Consider the following 20,186-nt stretch of genomic DNA (forward strand, 5'->3'; position numbering starts at 1 on the left):
GCCGGCAGGCTGCGGTGTCAGGGACTCAGGTGGGCCTGCAGGCGCTCGCCCAGGCGGGCGGCCACCGTGTCCCAGTCGATGCAAACCCCCAGTGTAGCCAAGTCGATGCTGCGCAGGCCGGCGTAGCCGCAAGGGTTGATGCCCTCATAGGGGCTCAGATCCATCGCCACATTCAGCGCCACGCCGTGGTAGGTGCGGTGCTGGCTGATCTTGATCCCCAGGGCGGCGATCTTGCCCAGGCCGGCGAAGGGGTCGGGCCGGTCGGGGGGCAACCGCGCATGGCCAAACGGGTCGGCCAGGTTCACATAGATGCCTGGGGCGCCCGTCACACGGTGGCCGGTCACGCCGAAGCCTTCGAGCGTCTGGATCACGGCCTGCTCGAGCCGGTGCACGTATTCCTTGACGTAGATGCCCAGCCGGCGCAGATCCACCAGAGGGTAAGCGACCACTTGCCCGGGGCCGTGGTAGGTCACTTGACCGCCGCGGTTGGTGGGCACGACCGGGATGTCCCCCGGGGCGAGCAGGTGCTCGGCCTTGCCGGCCAGGCCCAGGGTGTAGACCGGCGGATGCTCGCACAGCCACAACTCGTCGGGGCTGTCGGGGGTGCGTGCCTCGGTGTAGGCCTGCATGGCCTGGACGGTTGGCGCATACTCGACGCGCCCGAGCCAACGGATTTCCATGCCCGGGAGTCTATCGGTCTGACCGCCCCGGCAGAGTATCCACGGTGCGTGCCCGGACATCGCAAACGCGTTAACGTTGGCGATCTGCGGGGCGCATGCCTGAAGCGGGAGACGCGCATGACACGGATGTGGCGGGTTGGAACGCGCGGCGGCCGCAGGCCGGCCTTCAAGGGCCTGGCGGCCGTGCTCGCCATGGTGCTGCTCCATGGGGCCTGGGCCCAGCCGGCGAGCCGGCCGGGGGTTTTCGTGACGCCGGAGAACCTGCAGCGCTACCTGCAGGAGCGGCGTGAGATCGACGAGGCCCTGGCCGAGCACCAGGCCGGGCGGTGGGCGCAGGCCGAGCGCCGTTTCACCGCTCTGGCCGAGCAGGGCAGCCCGGTGGGCCGCTACAACCTGGCGATGATGCATGTGCGGGGCGAGGCCGCCCGGCCTGACATGCACAAGGCGCTCGAACTGCTCGAGACCTCGGCCGCCCAGGGCTTCGTGCGCTCCGAGCACGCCTTGGGCGAGATCTACGAGCGGGGCCTGGCCGGCCTGCCCGACCATGCGCGCTCGGTGCAGTGGTACTTGAAGGCGGCCGAGCGCGGGCATGTGCAAGCCCAGGTGGCCGCCGGCACGGCCTACTACCTCGGGCGTGGCGTGCCCCAGGACTGGGGCCAGGCGGCGCAGTGGTACCGCCGCGCGGCCTTGCAAGGCGAGATGGCGGCGCAGTATCTGCTGGCGTCGATGTACGAGAAGGGGCTGGGCGTGCCCAGGGATGCGCGCCTGGCGCGCTACTGGTACGAGGCGGCCGCCGCCAACGGCGACGAGATCGCGCCTTACAAGGTCAAGGAGATGGACGAGGTGCTGCGGGGGCGGGCGCTGTGAGGCCCGCTTAAAGCACCACCTTGACCATCGGATGCGAGGTCAGCGCCCGGTACAGGCCGTCGAGCTGTTCGCGGCTGGTGGCCGTTACCGTGAGGGTCAGGCCGAGGTAGTTGGCGCTGCGGCTGGGGCGCATCTCGATCGTCGCGGGATCGAAGCCCGGATCAAACTGCAGCGCCACCTCGGCGATCGCGGTGGCGAACCCGTCGACGTTGGGTCCCATCACCTTGATGGGGAAGGCGCTGGGGTATTCGATCAAGGACCGGTCGGGGGTCATATCGACTGCTCTGCTTTGGCGCGCTGATAGGCCTCGTACAGGCGGGCATAGACCGGGCCGGGCTTGCCTTTGCCGGCCCCATGGCCCACCGGTTCGCCGTCCAGGCGGGTGACCGGCAGCACCTCCTTGGTGGCCGAGGACAGCATGATCTCGTCGGCGGCGAACACCTCGGCCTCGCTGATCGGGCGCAGGTTGAAGCCAATGCCCAGTTCCTCGCAGAGTTCGGCGATCAGGCCGTAGCGGATGCCTTCGAGCACATGCTCGCTCTTGGGTGGGCCCAGCACCGCGCCCTCGTGCACGATCCAGACGTTGCTGGCCGAGGCCTCGGTGAGATGGCCGTCGCGAAACATGATGGTCTCGGCCGCGCCCTGGTCGGCCGACATCTGGCGCGCCAGCACATTGCCCAGCAGCGAGATCGACTTGATGTCGCCGCGTTCCCAGCGGAAGTCGCGCGCGGTGGTGCAGGCCACGCCGGAATGACGCTGCTCGGGCGTGGCCGGCTTCATCGTGCTGACCATCATGAAGACCGTGGGCGTGATGTCGGGGGGCATCACATGGTCGCGCAGTGCCACGCCGCGGGTGAGCTGCAGATAGACGAGCTGGTCCCGGGCGCCTTCCCGGTCGGCGTGGGCTGCGATGAGTTTGCGCATGCGCTCCAGCCACTCCATGCGCGAGTGCGGATTGGGGATGCGCAGCTTGGCCAGCGAGCGCTCCAGGCGGGCCATGTGCTCCTCGAAGCGGAACAGGCGCTGCCCGTAGACCGGCACCACCTCGTAGCAGCCGTCGCCGAAGATGAAGCCGCGGTCCAGGACCGACACCTTGGCGTCGCACAGGCGCACGTACTCGCCATTCAGGTAGCACAGGGTGTCGGGCAGGGCTGGCATGGTCGGGTCCTTCGGTTCGGTACGGCAGGGATGTCGAGCTTACTGGATCCACAGGCGGATGGCATCCCAGGCGCGGCCCAGGAGGCCCGCTTCGGGCACAGCCTGCTGCACCACCAGCGGGGTCTCGGCGATCACGGTGTCGCCCAGCAGCACCTTGATGCGGCCCACGGCCTGGCCCTGCTGGAGCGGGGCCACCAGCGGATCCATGCGTTCGATCTTGGTGGTGACCTTGTCGCCCTCGCCGCGCGGCACGGTCACGAACAAGGGGCCGGCGGCCCCCAGCCGGGCCTTGGCGGCCTTGCCCTTCCACACCTGGGGCTCGACCACCGGCTGGCCGCCTTCGAACAGGCGCAGTGTGTCGAAGGCCTGGAAGCCCCAGTTGAGCAGGCGCTGGCTTTCGCTGGCGCGTGCCTCCATCGAGGTGGTGTTGAGCACCACGCTGAGCAGGCGGCGTTTGCCGTTGGGGAAGTCGCGCTGCGCCGAGGCGATCAGGCAGTAGCCTGCGGCTTCGGTGTAGCCGGTCTTGAGCCCGTCGACGCTGGGGTCGCGGCGCAGCAGCAGATTGCGATTGGGCTGGGTGATGTTGTTGAAGCGGAACTCGCGGATCGAGTACATCGGGTAGTACTCGGGAAAGTCGGTGATCAGCCGCGAGGCCAGCACCGACAGGTCGCGCGCGGTGCTGTGGTGCCCGGGCTCGGTCATGCCGGTCACGTTGGCGAAGCGGGTGTTCTTCAGGCCCATGCGCTGGGCCTCGCGGTTCATCAGCTCCACGAAGGCCTCGACGCTGCCGGCCACGCCCTCGGCCAGGGCCACCGAGGCGTCGTTGCCCGACTGCACGATCATGCCCTTGAGCAGGTCCTCGACCTTCACGCGCATGCGAGGTTCGATGAACATCACCGAGGCGCCGCCCTTGCGCTCGTTCCAGGCACGCACCGACACCGGCAGGTCCTGCTCCAGCGACAGGCGCTTGTCACGCAGGGCGCCGAAGACCACGTAGGCGGTCATCAGCTTGGTCAGCGAGGCCGGGTCCGAGAGGGCATCGGGCTCGCGCGAGGCGAGCACCTGGTTGCTGTTCATGTCCAGCAGCACGTAGGACTTGGCTGCGACCTCCGGGGGCGGCAGGGGCTGGGCGGACGCAAGGGGGGGGCATGCCAGCGAGGCGGCGGTCAGCAAGGAGGCAAGCAGTCGTTTCATCGATGCGGTTCGGTTGGGGTGCGGCAGGCCCGGCTCCGGCGGTGTGTCTCACACCGTCTCAGGCCAGGGCGCGCAGCACCAGGGTCTTCAGCAGCGGCAGCTGCCCATGGAAAAAGTGGCCCACGCCGGGCACCACCACGACCGGCAGGTGCTGCGGACGGGCCCAGTCCAGCGTGGACTGCAGCGGCACCACGTCGTCGTGCTCACCGTGGATCACGACCGTGTGGGCCGGCACGGGCGCCACCTCGAAGTTGCCGGTGGCCGGGCCCACCAGCACCAGGTGGGCCACGCTGCCCCCCAGCCGCTGTGCGGCGTGCGAGGCGACATAGGCCCCGAAAGAGAACCCGGCCAGGGCCAAAGGTTCCCCGTGCTGGCGTCCGTGCGTGATCACGGCCATCATGTCGTCGATCTCGCCACGCCCGGCATCCCAGGCCCCTTGCGAGCGCCCCACGCCGCGGAAGTTGAAGCGCAGCACGCGCCAGCCGCGCTGCACGAAGGCGCGGGCCAGCGTCTGCACCACCTTGTTGTCCAAGGTGCCGCCGTGCAGCGGGTGCGGGTGGGCCACGACGGCCAGGCCCATGGGCGGCCCGGCCGGCGCGTCCAGGGCACATTCGAGCTCGCCGGCCGGACCGGCGATCAGGTGCTTCTCGGTCTGGGCGTTCATCGGCCGACGTCGGGCGCCAGCAGCAGCCGTTCGACGACCTCGCCGTGCCGCAGGTGGCGCTCGACGATCTCATCGATGTCGGCCTGGTCGACGTAGGTGTACCAGGTGGCTTCGGGATAGACGACCGCCACCGGGCCCCCGGCGCAGCGGTCCAGGCAGCCCGCGCGGTTCACCCGCACCCGGCCCGCACCGGCCAGGCCGGCCGCCTTGACGCGGGACTTGCAGTGGTTGAAGGCCGCCTCGGCCCCCTGATCCGCACAGCAGGACTCGCCGTTGTCGCGCTGGTTCAGGCAGAAGAAGATGTGGCGCTCGTAATAGCTCATCGGGGAATTTTAAGGCGCGCGCTCCCGCGAGGCCGCGCGCGCGACCAGGTAGACCAGCACCGCGTACGGCCACAGCCAGCCCACCCACTGGGCCAGGCCGTGGAAGCGGATGAAGCGGCCCTGCTCCCAGGCCGCCAGGCTCTGGGCATAGTAGGGGTCGGCCGGCGCGTCGTTGACGAAGCCGGCCAGCGCGGTGATGGCCACCAGCCCCAGCGCGGCGGCCGCGCGCGGGGGCACGGGGGCCAGCACGAGGGCAGCGGCCACGCCCACAGTCAGCCCCAGCGGGGTGGCCGGCGTGATCCAGGCCAGCGCATGCTGCGGACCGTAGCTCAGGGCCGTGGACAAGGTGGTGGTGGCAAAGCCCAGGGCCGCCGCCCCGGCCACCAGCGCCAGACGCGGCCAGCGCGGCGGGCTGATCGAGAAGGCCAGCAGGCACGGGGCCAGCACGCCCAGCGCCACCACCACCAGCTCGGTGACCGCTGGCAGCCGCGAAACGGCCCCGGCCACCGGAGCCTGGACCCAGCCCTCCAGCGCGGTGCCCTGCAGCGCGCGCGCGATCAGGTCGTCCACCCGGTCGGCCACCTGGCCCACACCCAGCGGCGCCGGGGTGGGGAAGAGCAGGGCCGCGGGCCACAGCAGCAACAGGGTCAGCCCGCCGGCGCTGCGCTCGATGAACCAGCGCTCGCGCAAGGCTTGCCAGCGCCCCAGCGCGCCCAGGACCTGCAGCGCCAGCATGACCAGCGCGCCGGCCGCAGTGCCCAGCACGTTGAGGGCCCAGTCCAGGTTGGACGGCACGCGCTCGGGCAGGAAGTTCTGCAAGGTCTCCATCGTGCCCGACAGCAGCGCCCCGCAGCCCAGGGCGATGCCGAAGGCCCACGCGCGGGGGCGGCCGCTGCGCAGCGCCGCACCGGCCACCGCCATCCCCAAGGGCATGTAGCCCAGCAGGTTGGACACCAGGTCGAAGCCCGTCCACCAACGCGGCCAGGGTTCGAGCACGAAGGCCCACAGCGGCCGGTTCGGTGCGACCCAGCCTCGGAAGGGGTACAGGCTCGCATAGACGATGAGCGCGGCGTACAGCAGCGCCAGCGGTACCAGCGAGCTGCGATGGCGGGACACCGGCGCCCCACTCAGAAGGGCTTGAGCACCACCAGCAGCACGACCGCCAGCAGCACGATCACCGGCACCTCATTGAACCAGCGGTACCACACGTGGGAGCGGGGCGGGGCCTGGAATTGCTCGAAGTCGCGCAGCAGGCGACGGCAGCCGTGGTGGTAGCCCACCAGGCCGAGGACGAGCACGAGCTTGGCGTGCATCCAGCCGCTGCCCGGGCCGCGCCCGATGCCAAAGCCCCACCACAGCCACACGCCGAAGCCCAGCGCCGGCACCATCAGCAGCGACATGAAGCGGTAGAGCTTGCGCGCCATCAGCAGCAGGCGTTCACGCTCGGCGTGGCTGTCGGGGCTGACCATCGCCAGGTTCACGAAGATGCGGGGCAGGTAGAACAGACCGGCGAACCAGCCGACCACGAACACGATGTGCAGGGATTTGACCAGGGCGTAGAGCATGCGCGGCATGATAGCCACCCTGCCCGCCGCGGGCGTCGAGGCCGCTCGAGCCGCCCACCCCCAAACGGCCGCCCAAAAGAAAGAGCCCCAGTCGGGGACTGGGGCTTCAAAGCCTTAACGCTGTCATCACGGTAAGGCACCTGCTCAGGGAGGAAAAGCAGGGAATGACCGCCTTGCGACGTATCATTCATATGTGAGCTTATCACAGATCCGTGACCGGCTGGAGGGCCCCAGTGATCCACTCGGGCATGGAAAACACCAGCTTTTCACGATTTCGAACGCTTGTTACAGGATCCTGCCTTGGCCTTCCCCGCTTCCTTCCCGGCGGCCCGCCCCCGCCGTCTGCGCCGCGACGACGCCACCCGCCGGCTGGTGCGTGAACATGCCCTGCGTGCTGACGACCTGATCCTGCCGGTCTTCGTGCTCGACGGCCAGGGGCAGACCCAGGATGTCGCGTCGATGCCGGGTGTACAGCGCCTCAGCGTGGATCGCCTGTTGCCGCTGGCCGAGCGCTGTCTGGCGCTGGGCGTGCCGGCGATGGCGCTCTTTCCAGTGATCGACCCGGCCCTGAAGACGCCGGACGGCCGCGAGGCCTTGAACCCCGAGGGCCTGGTGCCGAGGGTGGTGCGCGAGCTCAAGCGCCGTTTCCCGGAACTGGCCCTGATGACCGATGTCGCGCTCGACCCCTTCACGAGCCACGGCCAGGACGGGCTGCTGGACGACACCGGCTACATCTTGAACGACGAGACGGTCGAGGTGCTGGTGCGTCAGGCCCTGGTGCAGGCCGACGCCGGGGTGGACATCGTGGCGCCCTCGGACATGATGGACGGGCGCATCGGTGCGATCCGCCGGGCGCTGGAGGCGCGCGGGCTCATCCACACCCGCATCATGGCTTACAGCGCCAAATACGCCTCGGCCTTCTACGGCCCGTTCCGCGACGCGGTGGGCTCGGCAGCCCACCTGGGCAAGAGCAACAAGAAGGTCTACCAGATGGACCCGGCCAACAGCGACGAGGCCCTGCGCGAGGTGGCGCTGGACATTGCCGAAGGCGCCGACATGGTGATGGTCAAACCCGGCCTGCCCTACCTGGACATCGTGCGCCGCGTGAAGGACGAGTTCCGCATGCCCACGTTCGCTTACCAGGTCAGTGGCGAGTACGCGATGCTCAAGGCGGCGGCGGCCCACGGCTGGCTCGACCACGATGCCGTGATGATGGAGTCGCTGCTGGCCTTCAAGCGTGCCGGAGCGGATGGGGTGCTGAGCTACTTCGCGCTGGACGCGGCGGCGCTGCTCAAAGCCTGATGCGCGTCTTCCACGTCCGCCCAGACGGCTTCGACGAATGGCCGGCCCTGCCAGCCGGGCTGCCCGACACGGGCTACCTGTGGGTGGGGGTGACGCGCGGCGAGTTCGAGACGGACATCGCCCGGCTGCAGGCCTGCCTGCAGGCCTGGACCGGCGGGCCCCTGGTGGACCTGCACGTCTCGGATCTGCTCAACCCGCAACTGCCCTCCCACTTCGAGGACACACCCTGGTATGACGTGCTGGTGTTCCGGCGTCTGGCCGCCGGCCCCGGCACGAGTGCACTCTTCCTCGACGATGCCGGCGGCGACCTCCACGGCGCCCGCCGCGCCCTGGAGGCCATCGACACCAGCCCGGTGGGTTTTGCCGTCTTCGACCGCGTGCTGCTGACCGTGCATCCGGCCGATTGCCTGGTGCGCGAGCATTTTGCGCAGCGCTACACCCAGATTGCCCAGGGCCAGGCCGATCCACGCGCCGAGGGGCGGCCGGTGGCGGTGCGGCTGCCCACCAGTCCGGCCGACCAGATGCTGCGCATGGTCAACCACATCGTGGACGGCTACCTGGAGCTGCGGCGGCTGCTCACGCGCCAGTTCGGCGTGCTGCAGCAGGCGCTGTTCAACCCGCGGGCAAGGTTCCGCAGCTGGCAGTTGCTGCTCGATTCGCGCAACACCCTGCATCTGCTGGAAGACATCTGCGAAGACCAGCGCAACGCGATCCAGGAGTGGATCGATGCCCTGCAGGAATGGCCCCCCGAGACCACGCCGGCGGCGCAGCGCGAGCGCGAGCTGCTGCGCCTGCGCTCACGCGACGTGCTCGAGCACATCGAGCGGGTGCTGGGTCATGTGCGCCGGCTTGAGTCGTCGGCCGAGACGGCGGTGCAGATGCACTTTTCGGCGCAGAGCAACCGCACCAACGACATCATGCGCACGCTCACTGTGCTGACGGCCATCTTCCTGCCGCTCAACCTCATCACCGGCATCTTCGGCATGAACTTCGACACCCTGCCGCTCATCCACGAGGCCACCGGGGTGTGGATCACGCTGGGCCTGATGGCCGCGCTCGGCCTGGGGCTGGGTCTGTTCTTCTGGCGCAAGCGCTACCTGGGCACACGGGACTGACCGCGGCTCAGGGGCGCGCCTGGAGCGTGTCCAGAGCCAGACAGAGGTCGTCCCAGGCCTTGGCCTTGTCGGGCAGGTTGCGCAGCAAGTAGGCGGGATGGTAGGTGACGATGAGGGGCACGCCCTCGTAGTCATGCACCCGCCCGCGCAGCCGGCCGATGGGCTCGGTGGTGCGCAGCAGCGACTGCACGGCAAAGCGCCCCATGGCCAGGATGATGCGCGGCTTCACCAGGGCCACCTGGCGCTTCAGGAAAGGCTCGCACTGGGCGACTTCCTGGGGCTCGGGGTTGCGGTTGCCCGGCGGGCGGCATTTGAGCACGTTGCAGATGTAGACCTGCCGCTGCGGCGGCGCGGCCTCGCGCGTCAGGCCGATGGCGCGCAGCATGTTGTCGAGCAGGCGGCCGGCCTGGCCGACGAAGGGCTCGCCCAGGCGGTCCTCGTTCTCGCCCGGGGCTTCGCCGACGATCATCCAGTGCGCCTGCTCATGACCCACGCCGAACACGGTGTGGCGGCGGCTTTCGCACAGCGCACAGGCGCGGCAGCCGGCCACCGCCTCGCGCAGGGCCGGCCAATCCATCTGCTCGATGCCGCTGGGGCGCGTGCCGCGCGGCGGCAGGGCCTCCGGCGGCGCGGCAGCCAGGCCTTCCGGCCCCGGGGCGGCGGCGACGGGCCCGTCGGCTGCGGCGACCGCAGGGGCGTCGGGGGCGCTGCCGGCATGGCGCGGCACCCAGGCCGTCAGGCCCATCTCGCGCAGCAGGCCCAGGCGACGATCGTCCAGGTTCACGGGGCGGTCCTCACAGCGGCAGGCTCATGACCAGCGCGTCCTCGCGCAGCCCCCGCGCGGCCGGGTAGTAGCCGCGGCGCAGGCCCACCTCGGCGAAGCCGTAGCGCTCGTACAGACGCCGGGCCCGCTGATTGCTCGGGCGCACCTCCAGCCACAGCTGGGTGGCGCCTTCGCCGCGCGCGATCTCGCACAGGCGGTCGAGCATCCACACGGCGTGGCCGCGTCCCTGCTGGGAGGGGGCCACGGTCAGGTTGAGCAGGTGCATCTCCTCGACCCCGAGCATGGCCAGGAAGTAGCCGATCATCGGGCCGTCTCCCTCACGCAGCCACCAGGCCGCATGGCCGGCGGCCAGGGAGTCGATGAAGTTGCCGCGCGTCCAGGGGAATTCATAGGCCTGCACCTCGATGGCCAGCAGCGCATCGAGATCCTCGACACGCAGCGGCTCCAGGCGACGCCCGGCTGGGTGGAGCAGGGCGTTCATGTCAGGGCTGAGCGGACGGCGTCGCGCTCGGCGGTGGTCTGGGCCACCTTGTCGCGCACGTACAGCGGCAAGGCCAGGGCGGCGTCGACTGCCTCGCCGCGCTGCCAGGCCGCCAGCGCCAGCGCCAGCAGGGCGTGTGCGCTGGGAGCGGCCTCGGGGTGCAGGGGGCGCGCGCCGGTGTCCAGCCGCGCGCCGAGTGCGGCCAGCGCATTGCCGACCAGCGCGGCTTGCGGGTCGGCGCGCAACAGCGTGTTGAAGGCCTCGGGCTCGTGCAGGGCCGGTGCGGCCAGGGTCTGCCAACGCTCACCCCCGTGCCGGTAACGGGCGGCATAGAGCTGGCCCATGCGCGCATCCTGGGCGACCCAGACCTCGGTGTGCCCGTGGGTGCGGCGGGCGTCCTCGGCCACCACGAGCAGGGTGTCCACCGGGATCACCGGACAGCCCGCACCCAGCGCCAGACCCTGCGCCACCGAGCAGGCGGTGCGCAGGCCGGTGAAGGCGCCCGGGCCGCGGCCGAAGGCAATGGCATCCAGATCCCGCGGGGCGAGCCCGGCCTCGTCCAGCAGCCGGCGCACGGCCGGCAGCAGGGTGGCCGAGGTGTGGGCGCTGCCCGGGCCGGTGAACACGTGCACCTGGCTGCCGCAACGCAGGCCCAGGTGCATCGTCTCGGTGGCGGTCTCGATCGCCAGCAGGCAAGGGTCTCGCGCAGGGAAGGACATGCCCACAGTGTAGCGGCCGGGATAATCGGCGAATGCTTTGCCCTGACTTGCCCTCGATGCGGCGCCGTGCCCTGTCCCGGGCCGGCGCCTGGACCCTTGCTGCGATCGTCCTGGGGCTCGCGCTGGCGCGCGGCCCCGCGCAGGCCCAGAGCGTGCCACCGGTCCTGCCGGCGCCGGTGGAGGCGGCGCTGGCGCAGGCCCAGGTGCCGCGCGAGGCCCTGGCCGTCGAGGTGGTGCCGGTCGGCGGCGGCGCGCCCCGCCTGAGCCACCAGGCCCAGGTGCCGATGAACCCGGCCTCGCTGATGAAGCTCGTCACCACCTATGCCGCGCTGGACTTGCTTGGGCCGGCCTACACCTGGACCACGCCGGTCTATGCCGAGGGAGCGGTGGCCGACGGGGTGCTGCAAGGCACGCTGTACCTGCAGGGCCAGGGCGACCCGAAGCTGGTGGTCGAGCGGCTGTGGCTGCTGCTGCGGCGCGTGCAGCAACTGGGCGTCCGCGAGATCCGGGGGGACATCGTGCTCGACGGCTCGGCCTTCGAGCTGCCGCCGGGCGATCCGGGGGCCTTCGACGAGGAGCCCTGGCGCCCGTACAACGTGCTGCCCGACGCGCTGCTGATCAACTACAAGTCCATCGCGCTGGGCTTCGTGCCCGATCCGGCCCGCGCGCGGGCCTGGGTCACGGTGGAGCCGCCGCTGCACGGCTTTGCGGTCGACCCCTGGGTGCCGCTGGACTTCACTGCCGAGTGCGCCGACTGGCGGGCCCTGCTCAAGGCCGAGCTGGGCGATCCCGCCCGGCTGCGCTTGCGCGGCGCCTATCCGGCGCGCTGCGGCGAGAACCAATGGGCCATCGCGCACGCCGATCCACGCGGCTACAACGCCCAGGCCGTGCTGGGGCTGTGGCGCAGCCTGGGGGGGCAGTTGTCAGGCACGGTGCGCGAAGGCCGGGTGCCCGAGGGCCTCAAGCCGCTGGTGGCCAGCACCTCGCCGGCCTTGGCCGAGGTGGTGCGCGACATCAACAAGTTCAGCAACAACGTGATGGCCCGCCAGCTGTTCCTGACGTTGGGGCGCGAGCGCCGTGGCCAGGGCGATTTGGCGTCGTCACGGGCGGTGGTGCAGGACTGGCTGCGCACCCGCCTGGGGGTGCCCGATGCCGCGGTGGTGCTGGACAACGGTGCCGGGCTGTCGCGGCAGGCCCGCGCGAGCGCAGCGGTGTTCACCCGGCTGCTGCAAGCGGCCTGGGCCGACCCGGTGATGCCCGAGCTGATGGCCTCGCTGCCGGTCCTGGGCCGCGATGGCACCTTGCGGCGCAGCCGCACCGAGCCCGGGCGTGCGCATCTGAAGACCGGCTCGCTGCGTGATGTGGCCGGCCTGGCCGGCTATGTGCTGGGCGACAGTGGACAGCGCTACAGCTTTGTGGCCATCGTCAACCACCCGCGCGCGGCCGCCGCACGCCCGGCCCTGGAGGCTTTGGTGCAATGGGCCTTGCGCGACCGCGCCGAGGGCCCAGCCCCCGGGTCCGCAGGCCCCGGCCGGGGCGGTCAGTAGGGGTGCCGCTCGGCGCGCTGCCAGGCGAGGTTGCCGATCAGGCGATTCATCTGGGGGCTGAAGTACAAATCGTCGGCCCACACGTACTTGTAGGAACTCAAGCTGGTGTCGTAGTCCGACTGTACGGTCGACGTCGAGCAATCGATGGCGGGCTGCACGGTGCACGCCGCCGTGCCTTCATGGGTGAACCGGTAGCCGGTGTTGCTGTCGCCATCGGTGGCCAGGCGCACCAGGTTGTTCACCTGGGCATAGGCCGCCTTGCGGCTGTTGTTGCCGAAGCTGTTGTAGAAGCCGGAATTGAAGGCATCGGTCAAGGCCTTGAGCAAAGTGCGCCCGGCCACGGGTTCGGCCAGCCCGCGCGGGGTCTTGCCCTGGTTGACCACATCGATGGCCAGCACGCGCGCATCGCGGTCGGTGATCTGCTGCACCAGCCGGCCGAGGTCGGCGCCGCGGTTGCAGGCTTCGCGCAGGGTGGTGGGCAGGTTGGCCTGGCTGCACAGCCCCTCGTCCTCGTAGTTCGGGGGCACGGCGCTCGGGTCCTGTGCGTACAGTGCCCACACGTCTTGCGCGCCCACTTGCAGCAGCACCATGTCGCCGGTGCCCAGGTTGGGCAGCTGGGCCTCCACCTGGGTGCGCACGTTGGCCAGGGTCCAGGTTTCGTCGGCGTAGAGCTGGGCCACGCGGTTGCCGGTGAGGTTGGATGGGTTGCAGGCCGCAAAGGCAAAGCCGTAGTTTTCGGCCACGAGCTGGTTCCAAGTGCGGTAGTTCCGGCAGTCGGCCAGATCGTTCACGGTGTACTTGCGCCCGTCGCTGGCCATCGCGCTGTGGCCGTCGCCGAAGGAAAAAATGCGCGTAGGCTGAAAGGGATCGTAAACATCACCGCCACAGCCTGCCAGGGCCAAGGCGGCCGCCACGGCCGCCAGCGATCGTTGGCGCCAGCGGGCACCGAAAGACGACAAAGACATGCACACTCCACGAAGCATTGGGGGGGGGATCAGGCGGCAGCAGCGCGTGTGAGTCGGTCGCGCACACCGTCCCACTCGGGGCCGGGGGGCGGGCTTTCGACCCAGATGATCCGCGCACCGCGCTCGTCGAATTCACGCAAGGCGGCAAACAACTCCCGCGCGGCCGCAGCGGCATCATCGGGCATGGCCCGATACAACATGCCTTTGGCCGGGCGAACGGTACGGGCATACAAGGCCACCGGCCCCGGGGTCTGGCCCCAGACTTGCAGGGCCGTGCGCAGCACGTCCGTGCTCATCAGGCGCACGACCGCGCGGGGCGCGTAGTGGGCTTTGAGGGTGCCGGGGGCCCGCGGGGCCTGTGCATCGCGGTCGAGCAGGGGTTCGCCCAGCGCGGCCTCGATCTGGGCTCGGGTGTGCGTGCCGGGGCGCAACAGCACGGGGCGGGCGCGTGAGCAGTCGATGATGGTCGATTCGATGCCCACCGGGCAGGGCCCGCCGTCGAGCACCAGCACCTCGTCGCCGAACTCTGCTGCCACGTGGGCGGCGGTGGTCGGGCTGACCCGGCCGAAGCGGTTGGCGCTGGGGCCGGCCAGTCCGAGCAGGCCGCGCCGGCTGGCCGCCTGGAGCAGGGCCTGGGCCACCGGATGGGCCGGGCAGCGCAGGCCGATCGTGTCCTGTCCGCCGGCCGCCGCTGTGGCCACCCCTTCGCGGCGCGGCACGATCACGGTGAGCGGGCCGGGCCAGAAGGCGTCCATCAGCCGGCGGGCCGCCGGCGGCACGGCCCGGGCCAGCGCCAGGGCGGCTTCGGCATTGGCCACGTGCACGATCAGCGGGTGGTCGGCCGGCCGGCCCTTGGCGGCGAAGATGCCGCGCACGGCCTCGTCCTGGCCGGCATCTGCGCCCAGGCCATAGACCGTTTCGGTCGGGAAGGCCACGAGGCGGCCGGCCGCCAGGGCCTCCAGGGCCTCGGCGATCTGGGCGGCAGGGGTGCCGTCAAGGATGCGCGCCACGGTGGTCGTGCCCCTTCACCAGCGAGCGATGCCGAGTCGCTCGGCACAACGCCGCGCCACCTCGTCGGCCTGGGCCGCAGAGGCTGCCGTCACGGTCAGGTGGCCCATCTTGCGTCCGGGGCGTGCGGCCAGCTTGCCGTACAGGTGCAGATGCACCCCGGGCAGGGCCAGCACCTCGGCCCAGGCCGGCTCGCGCTCGCGCCCCTGGGCGTCGAACCACAACTCGCCCAGCAAGTTGAGCATCACGGCCGCAGAGTGCTGGCGCGGGGCCACCAGCGGCAGCCCGGTCATCGTGCGCACCTGCAACTCGAACTGCGACACGTCGCAGGCGTCCAGCGTGTAATGGCCCGAGTTGTGCGGCCGCGGCGCCATCTCGTTGGCCAGCAGCCGGCCGTCGCGCAGCACGAAGAACTCCACGCACAGCACGCCCACGTAGTGCATCGAGGCGGCCAGGTGCTCGGCCGCGCCGATGGCCTGCGCTTGCAGCTCGGGGCTCACGTCCGGGGCCGGCACGGTGGTGACCGCCAGGATGCCCTCCCGGTGCAGGTTGCGCTGCACCGGGTAATGCACCACCTCGCCCTGGGCGTTGCGCGCGACGATCACGCTCACCTCAAAGGCCAGGTCCAGGCGCTGTTCGAGCACGCAGGGCACGCGGCCGAGCTGCTCCCAGGCGGCTGCCAGGTCCTGCGGTGTCGTCACCGCGACCTGGCCCTTGCCGTCGTAGCCCAGGCGGGCGGTCTTGAGCAGGCCCGGCAGCAGCTCGGCATCGACCGCGGCGAGCTGCTCGGGCGTTTCGATCACGGCATGGGGTGCGCAGGGCACACCGCAGCGCCTGAAATGCGCTTTTTCCAGGGCGCGGTCCTGGCAGATCGCCACCGCTTGCGCACCCGGGGCGACCGGACGATGCGCCTGCAGCGTGACCAGGGCCGCCGAGGGCACGTTCTCGAACTCGGTGGTGATCGCGGCGCTGCGCTGCATCAGCTGCGCCAGGCCTTGCTCGTCCAGGTAGTCGGCCTGGATGTGGTGGTGTGCCACCAGCCCGGCCGGGCTGCTCACGTCCGGGTCGAGCACGACGGTGAAGTAGCCCAGGGTCTGGGCCGCGTGCACGAACATGCGGCCGAGCTGGCCGCCGCCCATCACGCCCAGGGTCGCACCCGGCTGCACGGTGCCGTTCATGCCGGCGCTCCTGCAGGCGGCAGCGTCATCGCCCGCGCCGCCTCGGTCTGGCGGGCGCGGAAGTCCAGCAGCTTCTCGCGCAGCGCGGGGTTCTCGTTGGCCAGCAGGGCCACGGCGAAGAGGGCCGCATTGGCGGCGCCGGCCGTCCCGATGGCGAAGGTCGCCACCGGGATGCCCTTGGGCATCTGCACGATGGAGTGCAGGGAATCGACGCCTTGCAGGTGCTTGCTCGGCACCGGCACGCCCAGCACCGGCACCACCGTCTTGGCCGCCAGCATGCCCGGCAGGTGGGCCGCACCGCCGGCGCCGGCGATGAGGGCCTTGAGGCCGCGCGGCGCGGCCTGCTCGGCATAACGGAACATGTCGTCGGGCATGCGGTGGGCGGAAACCACCCGTGCCTCGTAAGGCACGCCGAAGTCGGCGAGAATCTGGGCGGCGTGCTGCATGACGTCCCAATCGCTGTTGGAACCCATGACCACACCGATGAGGGGCGAAGCGCTCGACAAGGATGGCTCCAGGCTGGGCAGAAACCGCGATTTTAGGCGGGGCTGGGAAAGGCCTGGCCCGACCCCATCTTTGCCCGGGCCGGTGCCCCGCCCCTTTTGAACGGCTTTGCCATGATCGACATCACCCTCCAGAACTTTGAAGCCGAGGTGCTGCAAGCCTCGGTGTCGCGTCCCGTGCTGCTCGACATCTGGGCGCCCTGGTGCGGCCCGTGCCGCACCTTGGGGCCCTTGCTCGAGAAGCTCGAAACCCAGTACGGCGGCCGCTTCGTGCTGGCCAAGCTCAATTCCGACGAGCAGCCCGAGATCGCCGGCCAGCTCTCGCAGATGTTCGGTGTGCGCTCCATCCCGTTTTGCGTGATGTTCCGCGACGGGCAGCCCGTCGACGGCTTCGTGGGGGCGTTGCCGCAGGCGCAGATCCAGCAGTTCTTGGACAAGCACGTGCCCAGCGATGCCGAGTTGCAGGCTGAGGAGGAGGCCGAGGCGGCCGTCGAGCTCGCCGCCGAGGGGAACACCGATGCGGCGCTGGAGAAGCTGCAGCAGGCCGTGGCCATCGACCCGGCCAACGACGTGGCGCGCTTCGACTACGTGAAGCTGCTGCTCGAACGGGGCCAGGTGGCCGAGGCGCGCGCCGCCTACGAGCCGGTGGCCTCCAAGGCGGCGGTGGACGCCCGCCTGGCCGCTCTGGGGCTGTACCTGGAGGCCTGCGAGCGCGCCCCGAAGGCCCGATCGACGCAGGACCTGGCTGCCGCGATCGCGGCCAACAAGCGCGACTTCGAGGCCCGCCACGAGTTGGCCCAGGTGCACTTTGCCGCCGGCCGGTTCACGCAGGCGATGGACGAGCTGCTCGAGATCCTGATGCGCGACAAGGCCTGGAACGAGGGTCTGGCGCGCAAGACCTATGTGGCCATTCTCGAGATGATGAGCAAGCCCGCGCCCAAGCCGGCCGCGGCCGAAGCCAAGGGCACGCTGGAGCTCACCGGCAAGACGACGGTGGCTGCGGCCGATCCGATTGTCGAGCAGTACCGCCGCAAGCTGTCGATGACGCTGTTCTGAGGACGCTCAGGCGCCGATCAGCCGGTCGCGTGCCTCGCGGTACTTGGCAGCGGTCTTCTCGATCACCTCGGCCGGCAGCGCCGGGGCGGGGGCCTGTTTGTTCCAGGGCCGGCCGTTCACCGTGGCCTGCTCCAGCCAGTCGCGCACGAACTGCTTGTCATAGCTCGGAGGGTTGGCGCCTTCGGCATAGCCTTCCACCGGCCAGAAGCGCGAGGAATCGGGCGTGAGCACCTCGTCCATCAGCGTGAGGGTGCCGTGCTCGTCCAGACCGAACTCGAACTTGGTGTCGGCGATGATGATGCCGCGCGACAGCGCATAGTCGGCCGCGGTGCGGTAGAGCTCGATGGACACCGCGCGCACGCGCTCGGCCAGGTCCCGCCCGATGATCTCGCCCATGCGATCGAAGGAGATGTTCTCGTCGTGCTCGCCGATCTCGGCCTTGGTGGCCGGGGTGAAAATGGGCTCGGGCAGCCGACTGGCGTTCTTCAGCCCGGCCGGCAGCTTCACGCCGCAGACTTCGCCGGTGTGCTGGTATTCCTTCCAGCCGCTGCCGGCCAGGTAGCCGCGCACCACGGCCTCCACCGGCAGGGGCTTGAGGCGCTTGACCAGCATCGCGCGGCCGCGCACCTGGGCACGTTCGGCCTCGGTCACCACGCTTTGCGGGTCGTCACCGGTGAGGTGGTTGGGCACGAGGTGGCCCAGCTTGTCGAACCAGAACAGCGCCACCTCGGTGAGCAGGGCCCCTTTGCCGGGGATGGGCTCGCCCATCACCACGTCGAAGGCCGAGAGCCGGTCGGTGGCGATCATCAGGATGCGGTCGGTGCCCACCGCGTAGTTGTCGCGCACCTTGCCGCGTGCGAGCAGGGGCAGGGAGGTGATCGAGGAGTGGAGCAGGGCGGCGGTCACGAAGGTCTCCGGAAAACAACGAGCCCGCTGGTCCAGCGGGCTCGGCAGGTGCGGATCGGGCCGCGGGTCTTACTGGACCACCTGGGCCAGTTCGCCGGCCGCGTAGCGGCGCGCCATCTCGGACAGGGCAATGGGCTTGATTTTACCGGCCTGGCCTTCGCAGCCGAACTGCAGGTAGCGCGCCTTGCAGACCTGCTTGGCCGCTTCGCGGGCAGGCTTCATCCACTCGCGCATGTCGAACTTGTCGGGGTTCTCGGCCAGGAACTTGCGCACCGCGCCGGTCATGGCCAGACGGATGTCGGTGTCGATGTTGATCTTGCGCACCCCATGCTTGATGGCTTCCTGGATTTCCTCGATGGGCACGCCGTAGGTCTCCTTCATCTTGCCGCCGTACTGGTTGATGATGGCCAGCAGTTCCTGCGGCACCGAGGACGAGCCGTGCATCACCAGGTGGGTGTTGGGAATGCGGGCGTGGATCTCCTTGACGCGCGAGATCGCCAGGATGTCGCCGGTGGGCTTGCGGGTGAACTTGTAGGCGCCGTGGCTGGTGCCGATGGCAATGGCCAGCGCATCGAGCTGGGTGGCCTTCACGAACCGGGCGGCCTCCTCGGGGTCGGTCAGCAAGGCGGAATGGTCGAGCTTGCCCTCGGCGCCGATGCCGTCTTCCTCGCCGGCCATGCCGGTCTCCAGCGAGCCCAGGCAGCCGAGCTCCCCCTCGACGGTGACGCCCACCTTGTGGGCCATCTCGACCACCTCGCGCGTGACCTTGACGTTGTAGTCGAAGGAGGCCGGGGTCTTGCCGTCTTCCATCAGCGAGCCGTCCATCATCACCGAGCCGAAGCCCAGCTCGATGGCGCCTTGGCAGACTTTGGGCGAGGTCCCGTGGTCCTGATGCATCACCAGCGGGATGTGCGGATAGGCCTCGACGGCCGCTTGGATCAGGTGCTTGATGAAGCTCTCGCCGGCGTACTTGCGGGCGCCGGCACTGGCCTGCAGGATCACCGGTGCGCCGACTTCGTCGGCGGCGGCCATCACGGCCTGCACCTGCTCGAGGTTGTTGACGTTGAAGGCCGGGATGCCGTAGTTGTTTTCGGCAGCATGGTCCAGCAGTTGACGCATCGAGACGAGTGGCATGGTGGGGCCTCTTGGGACGCTAGGAAGTCGGAGAAACGGAAATCGCCGGGCGGCGGCATGAAACCGCGTCGTAATCGTCCAGGATTCTACCGACCCCACTGGAGCGGGGCGCCCCTGCCCCCCTGGGACCGGGGAGGGATGCCGCAGTGCAGCATGGGGTTTCCGGGCCCGCAGTGGCGGTGTGCGGCCAGGCGCCCTAAAGTCGGGCCCTTTCCCCTTCACGCCACCGCTGACGCCGAGATGACCCGACGCGTGTTTCCCCCCATTTCCGCATTGCGCCGCAGTGTGGGGCTCGTCCTGGCCCTGGGCCTGCTGATGGCCTGTGCTGCGGCCCCGGCGCAAGTGACGCAGCGTCCCGATGGCCAGTGGCGCCACCTCATCGGGCTGGGCGCCAGCGTGGCCTCGGGCAACACGCGCACCACCAGTGTGAACCTCTCGCTGGACAGTGTGCGGGCCACCTACGAGGACAAATGGTCGCTGACGGGCAGCGCGCTGCAATCGCGCACCGAGGGCGACACGGCCGCGCAGCGCGCCGAGATCAAGACCCAGTACGACCGCGACCTGTCGTTGCTGTGGTTCGGCTACGGCAGCCTCGCGGCCTTGCATGACGAGGCGGCGAACATCGAGTCGCGCGCTTCGGTGGCCTCGGGGGTGGGCTATCACCTGCTGCGCACCGAGGACAGCTACTGGGATGTGTCTGCCGGCCTGGGCTACACGCGCGACCGCTTCGAGGCGGCCACAGTGATCGATGGCTTGAGCCGCCGCAGCCGCGACCGCCTGGAACTGGTGCTGGCCCAGGAATCCACCACCTATCTGTCCGACACCGCGCGCCTGAAGCAGCAGGCCCGGCTGCTGCCGAGCCTGCGTGAATCGGGGGAGTTTCGTGCCGAGCTGACGGCCAGCCTGGCGGTGGCCATCAATGCCCGGCTCAGCCTGACCGCCAGCCTCACCCATCGCCACGACACCCAGCCCGGCGCGGGCTTCAGCAAGTCGGACACGCTGTTCGTGACGGGCGTCTCGCTCGGCCTGGACTGATC

Annotated in this window: 23 protein-coding genes; 6 read left to right on the forward strand and 17 right to left on the reverse strand. The window is 70.1% G+C overall.

Annotated features, from left to right (window positions below; genetic code table 11):
• Positions 1-17 precede the first annotated feature (17 nt).
• Positions 18-680, reverse strand: coding sequence for a lipoyl(octanoyl) transferase LipB (gene lipB, locus AC1ECW_RS03865; protein ID WP_481201242.1), 663 nt, complete (start codon positions 678-680; stop codon positions 18-20).
• Between the two features lie 117 nt (positions 681-797).
• On the opposite strand from lipB, the gene AC1ECW_RS03870 reads away from it, so the two are divergent.
• Positions 798-1,547 (forward strand): tetratricopeptide repeat protein, encoded by a 750-nt coding sequence (locus tag AC1ECW_RS03870; protein WP_409702191.1) that lies wholly within the window; start codon positions 798-800, stop codon positions 1,545-1,547.
• Positions 1,548-1,554: 7 nt separating this feature from the next.
• On the opposite strand, the gene AC1ECW_RS03875 is transcribed toward AC1ECW_RS03870, so the two are convergent.
• Genes AC1ECW_RS03875 through AC1ECW_RS03905 form a run of 7 tightly spaced genes read right to left on the reverse strand, consistent with a single transcriptional unit; the run spans position 1,555 to position 6,451 of the window.
• The gene (locus AC1ECW_RS03875; RefSeq protein WP_481201243.1) at positions 1,555-1,821 is read right to left on the reverse strand and encodes a DUF493 family protein; all 267 of its coding nucleotides are present in this window, start codon (positions 1,819-1,821) and stop codon (positions 1,555-1,557) included.
• Positions 1,818-2,705: a D-amino acid aminotransferase gene (locus AC1ECW_RS03880; RefSeq protein WP_409702195.1), complete on the reverse strand. Its 888-nt coding sequence runs from the start codon at positions 2,703-2,705 to the stop codon at positions 1,818-1,820. Before AC1ECW_RS03880 ends, AC1ECW_RS03875 begins: the two co-directional genes overlap by 4 nt.
• Positions 2,706-2,744: 39 nt before the next feature.
• Complete coding sequence (locus AC1ECW_RS03885; protein ID WP_409702197.1) at positions 2,745-3,899, reverse strand: D-alanyl-D-alanine carboxypeptidase family protein; 1,155 nt, start codon at positions 3,897-3,899, stop codon at positions 2,745-2,747.
• Between the two features lie 58 nt (positions 3,900-3,957).
• Complete coding sequence (locus AC1ECW_RS03890) at positions 3,958-4,563, reverse strand: alpha/beta hydrolase (protein WP_409702199.1); 606 nt, start codon at positions 4,561-4,563, stop codon at positions 3,958-3,960.
• Positions 4,560-4,886 carry a (2Fe-2S) ferredoxin domain-containing protein gene (locus AC1ECW_RS03895; protein ID WP_409702201.1) on the reverse strand — a complete coding sequence of 109 codons (327 nt, stop codon included), beginning with the start codon at positions 4,884-4,886 and terminating at the stop codon, positions 4,560-4,562. Before AC1ECW_RS03895 ends, AC1ECW_RS03890 begins: the two co-directional genes overlap by 4 nt.
• Before the next feature lie 9 nt (positions 4,887-4,895).
• Entirely contained in the window at positions 4,896-6,002 is a 1,107-nt protein-coding gene (locus AC1ECW_RS03900) for a VanZ family protein (protein ID WP_481201244.1), read from the reverse strand.
• Between the two features lie 11 nt (positions 6,003-6,013).
• On the reverse strand, positions 6,014-6,451 hold the full coding sequence (locus AC1ECW_RS03905) for a CopD family protein (protein ID WP_409702205.1): 438 nt from the start codon (positions 6,449-6,451) through the stop codon (positions 6,014-6,016).
• Positions 6,452-6,751: 300 nt separating this feature from the next.
• Between AC1ECW_RS03905 and hemB the strand changes: the two genes are divergently transcribed.
• Complete coding sequence (gene hemB / locus AC1ECW_RS03910; protein WP_409702207.1) at positions 6,752-7,753, forward strand: porphobilinogen synthase; 1,002 nt, start codon at positions 6,752-6,754, stop codon at positions 7,751-7,753.
• Positions 7,753-8,868 (forward strand): magnesium transporter CorA family protein, encoded by a 1,116-nt coding sequence (locus tag AC1ECW_RS03915; RefSeq protein ID WP_481201245.1) that lies wholly within the window; start codon positions 7,753-7,755, stop codon positions 8,866-8,868. The genes hemB and AC1ECW_RS03915 overlap by 1 nt, the downstream gene beginning before the upstream one ends.
• 7 nt (positions 8,869-8,875) lie before the next feature.
• On the opposite strand, the gene AC1ECW_RS03920 is transcribed toward AC1ECW_RS03915, so the two are convergent.
• From AC1ECW_RS03920 to tsaB, 3 genes are read right to left on the reverse strand one after another with little or no spacing between them, the layout of a single operon-like run.
• The gene (locus AC1ECW_RS03920) at positions 8,876-9,652 is read right to left on the reverse strand and encodes a uracil-DNA glycosylase (protein WP_409710364.1); all 777 of its coding nucleotides are present in this window, start codon (positions 9,650-9,652) and stop codon (positions 8,876-8,878) included.
• A 10-nt stretch (positions 9,653-9,662) separates the two neighbouring features.
• On the reverse strand, positions 9,663-10,133 hold the full coding sequence (rimI, locus tag AC1ECW_RS03925) for a ribosomal protein S18-alanine N-acetyltransferase (protein ID WP_409710368.1): 471 nt from the start codon (positions 10,131-10,133) through the stop codon (positions 9,663-9,665).
• Positions 10,130-10,852, reverse strand: a complete 723-nt coding sequence (gene tsaB, locus AC1ECW_RS03930; protein ID WP_481201246.1) for a tRNA (adenosine(37)-N6)-threonylcarbamoyltransferase complex dimerization subunit type 1 TsaB — start codon at positions 10,850-10,852, stop codon at positions 10,130-10,132. The genes rimI and tsaB overlap by 4 nt, the downstream gene beginning before the upstream one ends.
• Positions 10,853-10,884: 32 nt before the next feature.
• Here tsaB and dacB point away from each other — a divergent pair, with 32 nt between their 5' ends.
• Positions 10,885-12,399 carry a D-alanyl-D-alanine carboxypeptidase/D-alanyl-D-alanine endopeptidase gene (gene dacB, locus AC1ECW_RS03935; protein WP_481201247.1) on the forward strand — a complete coding sequence of 505 codons (1,515 nt, stop codon included), beginning with the start codon at positions 10,885-10,887 and terminating at the stop codon, positions 12,397-12,399.
• Here the strand turns inward: dacB and AC1ECW_RS03940 are convergent.
• Genes AC1ECW_RS03940 through purE form a run of 4 tightly spaced genes read right to left on the reverse strand, consistent with a single transcriptional unit; the run spans position 12,393 to position 16,023 of the window.
• A complete protein-coding gene (locus tag AC1ECW_RS03940) occupies positions 12,393-13,364 on the reverse strand; it encodes an SGNH/GDSL hydrolase family protein (RefSeq protein WP_409709673.1) in 972 nt (323 codons plus the stop codon). The two genes, dacB and AC1ECW_RS03940, sit on opposite strands and share 7 nt — an antisense overlap.
• Positions 13,365-13,393: 29 nt before the next feature.
• A complete protein-coding gene (locus tag AC1ECW_RS03945) occupies positions 13,394-14,374 on the reverse strand; it encodes an L-threonylcarbamoyladenylate synthase (protein WP_409709670.1) in 981 nt (326 codons plus the stop codon).
• Positions 14,375-14,389: 15 nt separating this feature from the next.
• Positions 14,390-15,550: a 5-(carboxyamino)imidazole ribonucleotide synthase gene (locus AC1ECW_RS03950; RefSeq protein WP_409709667.1), complete on the reverse strand. Its 1,161-nt coding sequence runs from the start codon at positions 15,548-15,550 to the stop codon at positions 14,390-14,392.
• On the reverse strand, positions 15,547-16,023 hold the full coding sequence (gene purE / locus AC1ECW_RS03955; RefSeq protein WP_481201248.1) for a 5-(carboxyamino)imidazole ribonucleotide mutase: 477 nt from the start codon (positions 16,021-16,023) through the stop codon (positions 15,547-15,549). The genes AC1ECW_RS03950 and purE overlap by 4 nt, the downstream gene beginning before the upstream one ends.
• Positions 16,024-16,167: 144 nt before the next feature.
• Between purE and AC1ECW_RS03960 the strand changes: the two genes are divergently transcribed.
• On the forward strand, positions 16,168-17,109 hold the full coding sequence (locus AC1ECW_RS03960) for a tetratricopeptide repeat protein (RefSeq protein ID WP_409706953.1): 942 nt from the start codon (positions 16,168-16,170) through the stop codon (positions 17,107-17,109).
• Positions 17,110-17,115: 6 nt separating this feature from the next.
• On the opposite strand, the gene AC1ECW_RS03965 is transcribed toward AC1ECW_RS03960, so the two are convergent.
• Together AC1ECW_RS03965 and fba are read right to left on the reverse strand one after the other, a co-directional pair.
• Complete coding sequence (locus tag AC1ECW_RS03965) at positions 17,116-18,015, reverse strand: phosphoribosylaminoimidazolesuccinocarboxamide synthase (RefSeq protein ID WP_409706956.1); 900 nt, start codon at positions 18,013-18,015, stop codon at positions 17,116-17,118.
• A gap of 69 nt (positions 18,016-18,084) precedes the next feature.
• Positions 18,085-19,149, reverse strand: a complete 1,065-nt coding sequence (gene fba / locus AC1ECW_RS03970; protein WP_409706959.1) for a class II fructose-bisphosphate aldolase — start codon at positions 19,147-19,149, stop codon at positions 18,085-18,087.
• Positions 19,150-19,389: 240 nt separating this feature from the next.
• Here fba and AC1ECW_RS03975 point away from each other — a divergent pair, with 240 nt between their 5' ends.
• Positions 19,390-20,184, forward strand: a complete 795-nt coding sequence (locus AC1ECW_RS03975; RefSeq protein WP_409706962.1) for a DUF481 domain-containing protein — start codon at positions 19,390-19,392, stop codon at positions 20,182-20,184.
• Positions 20,185-20,186: the final 2 nt, after the last annotated feature.

The sequence above is a fragment of the Caldimonas hydrothermalis genome (assembly GCF_056746695.1).

Coding starts and splice junctions, on each gene's coding strand:
- lipB (WP_481201242.1), bottom strand. CDS start 680: ATGGAAATCCGTTGGCTCGGGCGCGTCGAGTATGCGCCAACCGTCCAG.
- AC1ECW_RS03870 (WP_409702191.1), top strand. CDS start 798: ATGACACGGATGTGGCGGGTTGGAACGCGCGGCGGCCGCAGGCCGGCC.
- AC1ECW_RS03875 (WP_481201243.1), bottom strand. CDS start 1,821: ATGACCCCCGACCGGTCCTTGATCGAATACCCCAGCGCCTTCCCCATC.
- AC1ECW_RS03880 (WP_409702195.1), bottom strand. CDS start 2,705: ATGCCAGCCCTGCCCGACACCCTGTGCTACCTGAATGGCGAGTACGTG.
- AC1ECW_RS03885 (WP_409702197.1), bottom strand. CDS start 3,899: ATGAAACGACTGCTTGCCTCCTTGCTGACCGCCGCCTCGCTGGCATGC.
- AC1ECW_RS03890 (WP_409702199.1), bottom strand. CDS start 4,563: ATGAACGCCCAGACCGAGAAGCACCTGATCGCCGGTCCGGCCGGCGAG.
- AC1ECW_RS03895 (WP_409702201.1), bottom strand. CDS start 4,886: ATGAGCTATTACGAGCGCCACATCTTCTTCTGCCTGAACCAGCGCGAC.
- AC1ECW_RS03905 (WP_409702205.1), bottom strand. CDS start 6,451: ATGCTCTACGCCCTGGTCAAATCCCTGCACATCGTGTTCGTGGTCGGC.
- AC1ECW_RS03915 (WP_481201245.1), top strand. CDS start 7,753: ATGCGCGTCTTCCACGTCCGCCCAGACGGCTTCGACGAATGGCCGGCC.
- rimI (WP_409710368.1), bottom strand. CDS start 10,133: ATGAACGCCCTGCTCCACCCAGCCGGGCGTCGCCTGGAGCCGCTGCGT.
- tsaB (WP_481201246.1), bottom strand. CDS start 10,852: ATGTCCTTCCCTGCGCGAGACCCTTGCCTGCTGGCGATCGAGACCGCC.
- dacB (WP_481201247.1), top strand. CDS start 10,885: ATGCTTTGCCCTGACTTGCCCTCGATGCGGCGCCGTGCCCTGTCCCGG.
- AC1ECW_RS03940 (WP_409709673.1), bottom strand. CDS start 13,364: ATGTCTTTGTCGTCTTTCGGTGCCCGCTGGCGCCAACGATCGCTGGCG.
- AC1ECW_RS03950 (WP_409709667.1), bottom strand. CDS start 15,550: ATGAACGGCACCGTGCAGCCGGGTGCGACCCTGGGCGTGATGGGCGGC.
- purE (WP_481201248.1), bottom strand. CDS start 16,023: ATGGGTTCCAACAGCGATTGGGACGTCATGCAGCACGCCGCCCAGATT.
- AC1ECW_RS03960 (WP_409706953.1), top strand. CDS start 16,168: ATGATCGACATCACCCTCCAGAACTTTGAAGCCGAGGTGCTGCAAGCC.
- fba (WP_409706959.1), bottom strand. CDS start 19,149: ATGCCACTCGTCTCGATGCGTCAACTGCTGGACCATGCTGCCGAAAAC.
- AC1ECW_RS03975 (WP_409706962.1), top strand. CDS start 19,390: ATGACCCGACGCGTGTTTCCCCCCATTTCCGCATTGCGCCGCAGTGTG.